The organism is Anoxybacillus sp. J5B_2022 (assembly GCF_026847645.1).
Taxonomy (GTDB): Bacteria; Bacillota; Bacilli; order Bacillales; family Anoxybacillaceae; genus Anoxybacteroides.
The window spans coordinates 1-11,912 of sequence record NZ_JAPSMC010000075.1; the positions used below are offsets into that span (position 1 = coordinate 1).

The 11,912-nt window shown below is 43.2% G+C and carries 14 protein-coding genes; 2 read left to right on the forward strand and 12 right to left on the reverse strand.

Translation table 11 applies throughout. From position 1 onward, the window contains the following. Nucleotides 1–180 precede the first annotated feature (180 nt). Together M4I42_RS15005 and csaA are read right to left on the reverse strand one after the other, a co-directional pair. On the reverse strand, nucleotides 181–339 hold the full coding sequence (locus M4I42_RS15005; RefSeq protein ID WP_268852892.1) for a hypothetical protein: 159 nt from the start codon (nucleotides 337–339) through the stop codon (nucleotides 181–183). A 543-nt stretch (nucleotides 340–882) separates the two neighbouring features. Then, complete coding sequence (csaA, locus tag M4I42_RS15010) at nucleotides 883–1,212, reverse strand: chaperone CsaA (RefSeq protein ID WP_268852893.1); 330 nt, start codon at nucleotides 1,210–1,212, stop codon at nucleotides 883–885. A gap of 130 nt (nucleotides 1,213–1,342) precedes the next feature. Here csaA and M4I42_RS15015 point away from each other — a divergent pair, with 130 nt between their 5' ends. Then, on the forward strand, nucleotides 1,343–3,421 hold the full coding sequence (locus tag M4I42_RS15015; RefSeq protein WP_268852894.1) for a DNA topoisomerase III: 2,079 nt from the start codon (nucleotides 1,343–1,345) through the stop codon (nucleotides 3,419–3,421). A gap of 34 nt (nucleotides 3,422–3,455) precedes the next feature. On the opposite strand, the gene M4I42_RS15020 is transcribed toward M4I42_RS15015, so the two are convergent. The 3 genes from M4I42_RS15020 to merR form a co-directional block, all read right to left on the reverse strand. Beyond that, on the reverse strand, nucleotides 3,456–3,836 hold the full coding sequence (locus tag M4I42_RS15020) for a DUF1360 domain-containing protein (protein ID WP_268852895.1): 381 nt from the start codon (nucleotides 3,834–3,836) through the stop codon (nucleotides 3,456–3,458). Nucleotides 3,837–3,918: 82 nt separating this feature from the next. Then, entirely contained in the window at nucleotides 3,919–5,535 is a 1,617-nt protein-coding gene (gene merA, locus M4I42_RS15025; RefSeq protein WP_268852896.1) for a mercury(II) reductase, read from the reverse strand. 10 nt (nucleotides 5,536–5,545) lie between these two features. Continuing rightward, complete coding sequence (gene merR / locus M4I42_RS15030) at nucleotides 5,546–5,935, reverse strand: Hg(II)-responsive transcriptional regulator (protein ID WP_268852897.1); 390 nt, start codon at nucleotides 5,933–5,935, stop codon at nucleotides 5,546–5,548. Between the two features lie 165 nt (nucleotides 5,936–6,100). On the opposite strand from merR, the gene M4I42_RS15035 reads away from it, so the two are divergent. Then, complete coding sequence (locus M4I42_RS15035) at nucleotides 6,101–6,481, forward strand: VOC family protein (protein WP_268852898.1); 381 nt, start codon at nucleotides 6,101–6,103, stop codon at nucleotides 6,479–6,481. An 80-nt stretch (nucleotides 6,482–6,561) separates the two neighbouring features. Here the strand turns inward: M4I42_RS15035 and M4I42_RS15040 are convergent, their stop codons facing one another. The 7 genes from M4I42_RS15040 to M4I42_RS15070 all read right to left on the reverse strand — a co-directional run bounded on the left by M4I42_RS15040 (nucleotide 6,562) and on the right by M4I42_RS15070 (nucleotide 11,700). Next, a complete protein-coding gene (locus M4I42_RS15040; protein ID WP_268852899.1) occupies nucleotides 6,562–7,485 on the reverse strand; it encodes a DMT family transporter in 924 nt (307 codons plus the stop codon). Between the two features lie 365 nt (nucleotides 7,486–7,850). Continuing rightward, nucleotides 7,851–8,657 (reverse strand): ABC transporter ATP-binding protein, encoded by an 807-nt coding sequence (locus M4I42_RS15045; protein WP_268852900.1) that lies wholly within the window; start codon nucleotides 8,655–8,657, stop codon nucleotides 7,851–7,853. 313 nt (nucleotides 8,658–8,970) lie between these two features. After that, nucleotides 8,971–9,825: an oxidoreductase gene (locus M4I42_RS15050; protein ID WP_268852901.1), complete on the reverse strand. Its 855-nt coding sequence runs from the start codon at nucleotides 9,823–9,825 to the stop codon at nucleotides 8,971–8,973. Between the two features lie 89 nt (nucleotides 9,826–9,914). Beyond that, nucleotides 9,915–10,103 (reverse strand): EamA family transporter, encoded by a 189-nt coding sequence (locus M4I42_RS15055; protein ID WP_268852902.1) that lies wholly within the window; start codon nucleotides 10,101–10,103, stop codon nucleotides 9,915–9,917. A gap of 63 nt (nucleotides 10,104–10,166) precedes the next feature. Further along, nucleotides 10,167–10,979, reverse strand: a complete 813-nt coding sequence (locus M4I42_RS15060; RefSeq protein ID WP_268852903.1) for a DUF817 domain-containing protein — start codon at nucleotides 10,977–10,979, stop codon at nucleotides 10,167–10,169. Between the two features lie 15 nt (nucleotides 10,980–10,994). Continuing rightward, the gene (locus M4I42_RS15065; protein WP_268852904.1) at nucleotides 10,995–11,210 is read right to left on the reverse strand and encodes a helix-turn-helix domain-containing protein; all 216 of its coding nucleotides are present in this window, start codon (nucleotides 11,208–11,210) and stop codon (nucleotides 10,995–10,997) included. A 10-nt stretch (nucleotides 11,211–11,220) separates the two neighbouring features. After that, a complete protein-coding gene (locus tag M4I42_RS15070) occupies nucleotides 11,221–11,700 on the reverse strand; it encodes a DUF2975 domain-containing protein (RefSeq protein ID WP_442864119.1) in 480 nt (159 codons plus the stop codon). Nucleotides 11,701–11,912 lie beyond the last annotated feature (212 nt).

Below are 11,912 nucleotides of genomic sequence, written 5' to 3' on the forward strand. Positions count from 1 at the left end.
AATTTACTAACAAAACCATATAATGTCAAGTTATTTTTAGAAGAAAAGCTCTGATTGTTCATTTTATTCTCTTTTTTAAAAAAACACCCCCGTTGCGTATTAGCAACGAGGGAGCTGTTCATTTCTTATTGATAATCGGTTCCTTAAAACGGGTTATTCTACGTATGAATATGATTAGAGTCATTTATAGTTGCGCGATGAGCTCTTTATTTTGGAAAGCTTATTTTGCAATTCAGCATGCTCACGCTTCATTTGATTAAGTCGATTTGTCACAACTTTTTTTCCATATCCATATGGCGCGGAGGCGATGAGTATCACATTTTCTTTATACTTGTTCATTCGCAAGACCTCCCAGTAACATTTTAGTGAAGTAACAGTAAGAATATCCCTTTGATTCAAGTATAGCATTAAATATGTGATCTTGGTAAGTCTGCAGTTTATATTGATCCCATTCCCCTAACAATGGAAGATGAAAACAAAATACGTAGTTCTTTGCTTTAAACAGGAAATAGCACGTTCTTTTTTCTGATGAGTAGTATAATTTCTCATCATGATTAGAGTCATTATATGTTTGGGAAACATAAGAAGATGGATCATCTAGCGAAAAGTTTTCAGGGGTCGTTAATCCATCATATTCTATACAAATCATCTGCTCTCCTTTCTTTTCATAAAGAGTTACCGCTCTGCAATCCATTAGTGCTCCTATCGCTTCTTGTTGATACTTTGTATTTGCAGAGTAGATATTACAACCAGCCATCTTGGATCGTAAAAGCGCTAATAGCCTCCTCCAATTTGTAATTTGCCCATTGTGTAATAAACTTATCAATTCAAGCGATAATTCATAAAAATCTCCATATTACATCACTCCCTTACTGAATAGCATTACCCCACCGGAGTTCCGTTTTTGACCGGCGCGTCCGGTTGTAAAAGAACGACATCTCCCTCTTCTGGAATGCCGCCGAGAACTAATACTTCGGATGAAAAGCCGGCGATGCGCCGCGGCGGAAAATTGACGACGGCGACGACTTGCCGCCCGATTAATTGCTCTGGTTCGTAGCGCCGCGTAATTTGCGCGGAAGATCGTTTCATACCAAGTTCGCCAAAATCAATTTCTAATTTGATTGCCGGTTTGCGTGCCTCTGGAAACGGTTCTGCTTTCACAATTGTACCGATACGAATCTCTAGTTTTGAAAAATCTTCAATCGTTGCCATATACATTCCCACCTCATCGTATTTTTTTCCATTTTATCACACATCTTTGCTCTCTTGAAATATGAAAGGTGCAAACCTCTCCCCTTTCCGCTATACTGAACAAGTAGTCTTGTGGTTAGGAGGAAAACGGATGAAATCACTTGTTCTTGCCGAAAAGCCGAGTGTGGCACGGGAAGTTGCTCGCGTGCTTGGCTGTCGGGAACAACATAAACATTACTTTGAAGGACCGAACTATATTGTCACATGGGCGCTTGGACATTTAATTGAACTGAAGATGCCAGAGCATTATAACCCAGCATATAAAACATGGCGGTTAGAAGATTTGCCGATTATCCCAGAAAAAATGGGACTTAACGTCATTCGGCAAACGAGCCATCAGTTTCGGGCAATCGAAACATTAGCAAAACGCTCAGATATTAAAAACTGCATCATTGCTACCGACGCCGGACGGGAAGGCGAACTCGTCGCACGGTGGATCTTGCAAAAAATTCGTTGGAAAAAACCGCTCCTTCGCCTTTGGATTTCGTCCCAAACCGATCAAGCGATTCGCGACGGGTTTCAACATTTAAAACCAGGGAAACAGTTTGATCGGTTATATGAATCGGCGGTGTGCCGGGCAGAAGCGGATTGGTTGATTGGGTTAAATGTGACGAGAGCGTTAACGACCAAATACAATGAACCGCTTTCCGCAGGTCGTGTCCAAACGCCGACGCTTGCGATGATCATCGAGCGGGAAAAAGAAATTCAGTCGTTTCAACCGGTGCCGTATTGGACGATTCATGCCAACGTCGGGTCTGTTCCTGCTGTTTGGGAGCGTAACGGGGAAAAACGAATTTTTTCGAAAGAACTAGCGGAACAGCTATATGAAACACTAAAAAACAAGCAAGCAACGGTTATTTCTGTTGAACGAAAAACAAAAAAAGAGCCGCAGCCGCTCCCTTACGACTTAACGGAACTGCAGCGGGACGCAAACAAACGATTTGGCTTTTCTGCGAAAAAAACGTTAAGCGTGCTACAACGGCTCTATGAACAGCATAAACTCGTCACGTATCCGCGCACCGACTCGCGCTACTTAACGACCGATATGGAAAACACGATGCTTGAGCGGCTAGAGGCGATGAAATCTGGATACGGAGACGAAATGGCTTCGCTTTTAAAACATAAAGGGAAAGTGATGGCTCGGCGGGTATTTGATAATGAAAAAGTAACCGATCATCACGCGATTATCCCGACGGAAGAGCGGCTGGATGTCGGCAAGCTTTCTGCCGATGAACGAAAACTATATGACTTAATCGCTCGTCGCTTTTTAGCACTTTTCTATCCAGCGTGCGAATATGAAACCGTTCAAGCTGTTTTTGAAATCGACGGCGAAACGTTTGTCGCGCGCGAAACGCGAGTAGTGAACGCCGGGTTTCGACGCATTCTAGAAAAGCAAGAAGAGAAAATGACTTTCCCTATTTTTACGAAAGGCCAAACGGTTTCTGTTAGGCTAGAGAAAAAAGAAGCGCTAACAGAACCGCCTCTTCGCTATTCCGAAGCCGACCTGTTGTCACAAATGGAAAAATACGGACTCGGTACGCCAGCGACGCGGGCTGACATTATTGAACGCCTCGTCGAAACGGAAACGGTCGAACGAAAAAACGGACGGTTTTATCCGACACCGAAAGGAAAACAATTAATTGAACTCGTGAACGAGGAATTAAAATCGCCACAGTTGACCGCAAAGTGGGAAAAAGAATTAGAAGCAATTGCCCGCGGGAATGGTGATCCGAAAACGTTCCTCCAAAACATCCGCAAGCAAACGGAGCGGTTAGTGGCGGAAATTAAACAGAGCGATCGAACGTATCGCGCCCATAATTTAACTGGCTCGATGTGTCCAGAATGCGGGTCGTTTTTAAAAGAACGGGCAACAAAAGAAGGACGTCTGCTTGTATGCTCGAATATGGCCTGCCGATTCCGAAAACGAAAAGATCCAAAGCTTTCGCATCGTCGCTGCCCACAATGCAAAAAACGGATGGAAATGCATGAAGGAAAAGCAGGTATCTACTTCCAATGCCGCCCTTGCAATGTTATTGAAAAAGCAGAAGAAAAGAAGGCGACTATTAGCCGGAACGATCGAGCGTTACTGAAAAAATATAGTGCCGAGAATGATTCGTTTGGAACAAGTTTAGGTGATTTATTAAAGCAGGCGTTAGAGAAGAGCGAGTAAGGGAGATGCCGGTGTCAAAAGTGACGCCGGCATGTTATTCCATCCGCTTTTTCGCTTCCGCAAGAAAATCAATCAGTTTTGTCCCTACACCGACGAACGTTTCAAGCATGGCTTGCGCGCCAGCAATGGAGAAAATAAAAATGAGCGGTTTCGCAACCGTTGGGATAAACATATACCCAAGAACAATAAAAATAGCGCTCCAAACCCCGGCGCACCAATAGCAATTTAATAAATACCCGAATTTCGATGTCGGTACTTTTTTCACCTCTGTATGGCCGTTCGTGGTGACGGTTTCTTTTTTCATAAACGGCTTGCGAAGAAACTCCGTAATTTTGTCAAACACAATCAAGTGCGTCAACCGATAACTAGCGAGAATCATCATGAAGTAAGTCATCCAGTCTAAATCGCGAAACAAGCAAACGCCCCCTTTTTTCGTTAGTATTTGTTTTTTCTTTGTGTTTATGAAAAAAGCACTGCAGCTTTTGCTTACAGTGCCTTTACCCCGCGCAACAAGATAACTTTCCGACGTCTTGGTCAAACGTTAATGCTGCGAGTTTTAGCCCTTCAGCCATCGTTAAATACGGCGCGAGTGTTTCGCGAAGGTCGGTTATCGTTAACCCGAATTTGACGGCGAGTGTTGCTGCATAAATGACTTCGCCGGCATGTTCTGCGACAACGTGAGCTCCTAGCAATTTCCCTGTTTTTGCATCCGCTACTAATTTAAAGACACCGGTCGTTTCGTAATTGACAATCGCTCGTGGGACAGCGTCGAGCGGCAAAACAGACGTTTTTACTTCGTATCCGTTTTCTTTTGCTTGCTGTTCCGTCAACCCAACCGTTGCGATAGCAGGGGAAGTAAAAGTCACCGCTGGAACGGATTCGAGCTGCACTTTTTTGTTTTGGCTGCCAATCGCATTTGCTGCAGCGATCGCCCCTTCGTATGCCGCCACATAGACAAATTGTGGACCGAGTGTGACATCGCCTGCCGCGTAAATCGAAGGATTGGTCGTTTGTAAATAGTCATTGACGATAATTTCGCCCCGTGAACCGATTTTCACTCCAGCCGCTTCTAAACGCAACGCTTCTGTATTCGGTGTTCTCCCCGTAGCAATTAACAACTCCTCCGCTTCGACCACCTGCTTTTCCCCATTGCTTTCGATATATATTTTTTTGACGTTTCCATCTTGTTCGACACGCTCAAAAGACACGCCTGTGAGAAGGCGGACACCTTGAGTCGTGAGCGCCTTTGTCATCGCTTCGGAAATTTCTCGGTCGTATGTTTTTAATAGCCGAGGGCTTCGTTGCATTAACGTGACGTCAGAACCGAGATGGTGGAACAATTGCCCCAATTCCATCCCGATATAACCAGAACCGATCACCGCCAGTCGCTTTGGTATTTCGTTTCGTTCGAGTAGCGCTGTGCTTGTGACGTAATCCACCTCCGCGAGTCCTGGAATGTTTGGAATCGCTGGCGAAGCACCTGTGGCAATTAGGAAGCGACTTGCTGATAATTTTCTTCCGTTGACTTCTATCGTCGTTTCATCAACAAATGCCGCTTCTCCTTGAATGAGCGTAAATCCATATTCGTCGATGAGATTTACGTACTTCGCTTGGCGCAGGTTTTCGACTAATTTATTTTTTTGCTCGATTAATGCCGCTAAATCTACTGTTCCTGCAGACGTATGCACCCCAGCGAACGGGTGATTTTTTGCAAGGGAGTTCACTTCCCCTGCCCGCAGCATCATTTTCGAAGGTACACAGCCGATATTGACGCATGTTCCTCCTACCGTTCCTCGTTCAATCATGGCTACTTTTGCGCCATATTTTCTCGCCTCAATCGCCGAAGCAAAAGCAGCTGCACCAGAGCCGATGATGATGTAGTCATATGTTTCTTCTGTCGCTTCGATTTCCATCGCTTCTGTTGGCTGATAACCAGCTGCCGTTATCGCTTGTTTTGCCGTTTCAACGTTGGCATAAGGGAGTTCAAACACCACTTCTCCACGGCGAAAACTAACATCAATGGGTTTCGCACCGATTTGCTTGAGAGCCATAGCAACGTGCGTTTCGCAACTTGTACACGTCATTCCTTCCACGCGAACTTTATATGTTCTCATACGGATCCTCCTAAATTAATGATTCAATCATCGGGCACTCGTATAATGCTTTTTCATCCGGACAACGTTTTTGCAAGTCTTGTAGCACATGTACGACTCGCTGTAAGTCTTCGATTTGTCTTTGCAACTCTCCCACTTTTCTCGATACAAACTCATACATATGCGCGCATCGTTCCTTATCTTGATCGACAATGCCAAGTAGCTGATGAATTTCCGTTAACGAAAATCCGAGTTGTTGCAGACGTTTAATGAATTGGACGCGCTTTGCATCTGCATCTGAATATAAACGATACCCCGCTTCTGTTCGCGTAGGTAGTGGGAGTAGCTGTCGCTTTTCATAATAGCGAATGGTTTCTTTGTTCACTTTGCATAATTTTGCTAGTTCACTAATCCGATACACCTAATCACCTCCAAATTAAGTATAAACCTTGGACTATAGTACATAGTCAAGAGAGTAAAAAAATGTAATCATTGACAACGGATTGAAGATTCAAGATAATTAGATGTGAGAACATACATTCGTTTTTGTTTGCTCTACGATTATAAAGGAGATGATTGGTTACGCATGGATCAAAAAATTGTGACATGCTTCATGTTTTCTGGACAGGCGGAAGAAGCGATTCGGTTTTATACGTCCGTTTTTTCTCCGGCGGAAATCGAACAGATGGTGCATCAAGAAAACGGCATGGTGCTTCATGCGACGTTTCTATTAAAAGGGCAACGGTTGATGGCGATTGATAATAGCGTCGAACATCATGATTTTACGCCTGCGATGTCGCTTTTTGTCACGTGTGATACGGAAGAAGAAATTCAACACGCTTTTGAGCAGCTATCCCAATCCGGAAAAGTGCTCATGCCGCTAGACACCTATCCATTTAGCAAAAAATTTGCATGGGTGGAAGACCGATATGGTGTATCGTGGCAACTTTCCCTCGGAAAGGAGTAGCTGAACGAAAAAAGGCCGTTGGAATATGTCCAACAGCTTTTTTTATCCAATCCGTTAGTGCGCAAGAGAAACTGAGTAATTCATGCCGTAATGTTTTCTCTAGACGGTGCTTCTTTTTTCTGTTGTTTGTTATACATGTTAAACAAAATCCCGCCGAAGACGAATAACGCACCGACGATATGAACATGTGTCAATTGCTCGTTGAAAAAAATTGTTCCCATCACCGCAGCCGAGATAGGCATTACATTAATAAAAATAGAAGACGTGGACGCACCGACTTTTTGAATGCCGTTATACCACCATACGAAACTAATAACCGAAACAATAACAGCAACATACAAAATGCTCATCCATACTTCCCAGCCGCTCGCTTTGACGGAAGCGAATGTCGTGTAATACAGAGCGAAAGGCGCCAAAAAAACCGTGCCGAAGCCTGTTGCATAAGTTGTCGCCGCGAGCGGGCTATATTTTTTCATCACGACTTTCCCAACGACCGAATAAATACTCCAGCTGAGGCAGGCGCCAACTAAAACAAGATCAATCGGCGCAACGCCAAGCTCCAGCAAAATTGACGGATGCCCGTTCGTAATAATATATACCGCACCAAACAACGCCATCACTAAACCAACGATGTTTTTCGCAGTGATTTTTTCTTTTAAAAATAGCGCCGCAAATAGCGTAATTAACGGGGCATTGACCGCAATCACTAACGAACTTTTGACGATTGGGGCATATTTGGTCGCGATGAAAAAGCAAACGTTGTACAAAAATACCCCCGTTAAACCGAGTAACGCAAGCAGCCCCCAATCTTTTTTCGTTGGAACCGGGGCATGCCGCTCTTTCCATCGCCATAGCGGAAAAAGAATAAGGCTTGCGCCAAAAAAACGAAAAAACGCCACCGAAATCGGATGTAAGCTTACCGTCGCAATTTTTCCTGCAACAAACGCCCCTCCCCAAATCGTCGTTGTCAAAAATAGAAGAAAGTAAGTTTTTATATTGTTCATTTGCGCAAAATCCTCCTAGAAAGATGAACAGCGAATTAAAAATACATCTCATCATACATATATTCATGACAATAATGGCAATGAGGATACGGAAAATCCCATGGCAATGCTTGATCGCAAATTTTTCATCGAAAGAATACAGCTCTATATCGTCCCAAACGTGCCTTACCGTACGAAAAGGTTCGGGCGTAATTTCTAACGACAACAGTTCTTCTCTTATAAGATGAAGGATGTCTTCTTCCAAAGCCGTAAACCGGTGATTCAATCGCTCTTGCAATTTTTCTATCATATTTATTGACTTATTTACGGTCATTGAAGTGAAATTTCCCTCCTTTTTCCATTCGTTTTACGCCCGTCGTCCTCTTTTATTTTCCTAGCCGCTGAAGTGTAGGGCTGTTTTTTATCGATACCCACGGCCGGTTATGTTCCCAACGGACATGCAGACCTATTTGAAATGTTTCTGATAAATAATTGTCGGTGAGTATTTTTTCTTTTTGTCCGGCCGCTACGATTTTTCCATCTTTTAATAATAAAACATGGGTCATTTCTTCGATGATTTCTTCAATGTAATGCGTGACATATAGCACGTGGCATACTTTTTTCGCAATAACGTCTTTAATTAGTGCTAATAGTTCTTCTCGTGTTAACATATCTAATCCTACGGTCGGTTCATCCAATATGAGTAGCTTTGGCTTTGCCATTAGTGCTCGAGCAATCAACACTTTTCTTTTTTCTCCTTGCGATAATGTCCGGTACATTTTTCCTTTTAAGTGACCGATTCGAAACGAATTCATCCATTGTTCGGCTTGTTGGAAGTCTTCGTCTGTGACAGGCTCATACAGCCCAATCGAAGCAAACTTTCCGCTAACAATCACCTCTTCCACCGTTTCGGATTCTAATGTATGTTGAAAGCGTTCAAACGCACTGCTTACAAACCCAATATGTTTGCGAAGCTCTGGCAAATTCGTTTTTCCAAATCGGTACCCTAATACCGAAACTTCTCCTTTTGATGGGTACTCATAGCCTAATACGATATTAAGTAGCGACGTTTTCCCCGAGCCATTTAACCCGAGAATGACCCATTGCTCGTTTTCTTGTACTTTCCAATGAATACGGTCTAAAATGACGCGGTCTTCTCTAATAAAAGAAACATTTTCCATCTCGATAATCATTCCCTCTGCCTCTCCTTCTTTACATGAATTCGCGGTTAAATTCCGATTCCCTTCTAAAATATAAAAACTAGAAACAGAATATTGTTTAGAAAGGGCCGTTTTCTCCCTTTAAACGTTTTATTTCTCTTTCTAGTTCATCTAATCGTTGATGAATTTTTTATAGAATCGGTGCGTATGCAATCAGTACAATGACGAGCCATCCCACTTTGCTTCCCCCTTTTCTTTAATCGAATAGGATGTATGCTTTACAATTGCTCCAACAAGCGTTGCCGAAAACAACGGGCGCCCCTTCATATAAAGGCGGCGCTTATTGTTATTTATGAAACTGTTTCATGACAATCCGTTCCCATCGCTTCCATGGCAGCCAGTTTTTCAGCCTTAGCATCAGTTTGACTCCTCTGCCTACGGGGTAGCGCAAACTAGGAGTCGGGGATTGGGCGACTTTTACAATTTGTTCAATGACTTCGTCAGGAGGCGGCGCCGTTTTGGCTACTCGATTCACGTACTGTAAAATGGTTTTCATCTCTTTTGCATATGGCGAATTCGAACGAATGGACACCCCTTGAAGTCCTTTGGACCAAATGTTCGTTTTGTACGAACCTGGCTCGATTAAGACGACATACACCCCATACGGCAACATCTCTAAACGGAGCGATTCGCTAAATCCTTCGACGGCAAACTTGGAGGCAACGTACGGTCCCATCGACGGAAAACCAATCCTACCGCTAATGCTGCTAATGTTGATGATTTTGCCGCTGCGCTGCTTTCGCATCACTGGCAACACCGCTTTGGTGACCGCAACTAACCCAAAAAAGTTCGTCGCAAATTGCCGCTCCCACTCCTCTAGAGAGAGTTCTTCTACAAAGCCACCAACGGCAAAGCCTGCATTGTTGACTAATACATCGATTTGTCCATAGTGGTTTATTACATCGTGCACGACCGATTCCGCCGCGGCGAAATTAGTGACATCGAGAGGTACCACTTCGATCTGCCCCCAAACGCCTGCTTCGCGTGCCGCTGTTTCGAGAGTTTCTTTGTTTTCCATGTTCCGCATCGAAGCGACTACTCGATAACCTCCCCGAGCAAGCGCTACGCTTACTAGCAGCCCAAATCCGCTCGATGCACCTGTCACTAGCGCCACCGACTGAGGACTTAACTTTTGATTCACAACACCACCTCCTCGCTACCGTGCAGACATATTATTGGAATTAGATAATAGTGAGCGATATTCCTGCCATTTTGCCAAAAAGACCTCCATCATGCGCTGATGGAGGTCGCTTTTTCCTTTTTCTTGTCATTTTGTTCCTTTCCCATGGCAACGAGCATAGCGCCGCTCAAAACAATCAGTCCGCCAATCATTTGGATGAAGGACATGCGTTCCTGCAAAAATACCATCGATAGAAGAAACGTCATCACTGGTTCCATCATGCTTAAAATCGCCGTCATTGGCTCACCTCATTTGTTTTATTCAAAGTTTGCCTTAAAACAAACGAGACTATGCATTCTCGGTTATTCTGTTTTTGGTAGAGGGTTCACTGTAATGCTTTGCACTTTGTGGGATGTAGCATTCCCTTTCATCTGCTTTAACGTCGCGACGATAAGAAAGCTTACAATGACTAATAAAAACCATGAACTTACTTTTCCTAAGTGAACGATACTCCAAGCCTTGGCTTGGTTCGGATATTGCCAAGCGCCAAAGAACGTGGCGATATTTTCTGCGATCCAAATAAAAAACCCAATAAGAAGAAATGAAAGCACAAGCGGCATGCGGTAACGCGTTCCATTCACCTCGTATATGACTGATGACGACCAAAAGACGAGCATAACAAGTCCGATTAACCACCAACGGACGTCGAACCAATAATGGTGGGTAAAAAAATTTAAATAAATCGCCGCAGCCAGTGGAACAACGACTGAAAATGGCGGCCATTTCACGAGTTCCACCTTTAACCGCCGCCACGCTTGGCAAAGATAGCTGGCGACACTTGCATACATAAAGCCGCTATATAAAGGCACGCCGAAAATTTTAGAATACCCTTCTTCTGGGTAAGCCCAAGACCCCATGTGCACTTTAAACAATTCAAGCGCAAGCCCAATGAGGTGAAACATGGTAATCACCTTTAGTTCATCTCGTGTTTCTAACCCCATACGCACCATCCACCATTGCATCAAAAGACAAATAATGAGCAGCCAATCATACCGCGGCAAGAAAGGAAGCGGCACCATTTTTGTCACGGCTAACGAGGCAAAAATGACAACGGGAAACAAGCAAGATAACGCTTGTTCCCAACCAAAATGAACGAGTTGAATGAACGCTCTCATCGCTTTTGCCTCCCATTACGTTTCGTCATCGCTTCGATATTCTAAAATATCTCCGGGTTGGCATTCTAATGCTTTACAAATGGCATCTAACGTCGACAACCGAATCGCTTTTGCTTTGCCGTTTTTTAAAATCGATAAATTCGCCATCGTTATTCCTACTTTTTCTGACAGCTCGGTCACGCTCATTTTCCTTTTCGCCAACATGACATCTAGATTCACAATAATCGCCATGTGATTCACCTCAAACGGTTAAGTCATTTTCCGATTTGATCTCGATTGCCTTTTGTAAAAGCTTTTGCAGTACTGCGGCAAACACTGCAACGACCATCGCTCCAAAAACAACCATCAATCCGATGATGATTATCCCTGGGGCGTCATCTAAATCAGCAGTGAGATAAAAAAACGGCATACCTGCGATATACAACAAACTAATGGCAGTTGCACAATTTTTTATATACTTTAACGCTTTTACTGATAAATCGGAAAACGCTTCGTTTTTGTCAATATAAGTTAAAATGTTGAACGCTTGATACAACGCAAAGAAAAACGGAATCGCGGTAACATAAAAAAAGATCGTGATCGGATAGCGCAAATACGCTAATTCTGGCAACCACTCGGCATAAAAGTTAGGAAACTTAGGCAATACAAATACACATAACGCAACAATAGGAGTTCCAATGATAAAAATGGCGATTTTCAAAAAAAGCGTTTCTCGTTTCACCACAAGCACCTCACTTCCATAATTTCTATTTCATTTTAATGTATCATTTATCGTTTTACAATAAATTTTTATTGTTTTAAATAATTTTTTTATTTCAAAACAAAAAGCATTCCTCTTTTTTCGAGAAATGCTTGTTTCTGTTGTGAATGGTTTAGCCTTATAATTTGTAATTTATCTTCAAAATCAAATGTTCCTCATAATAAGTTCATTTC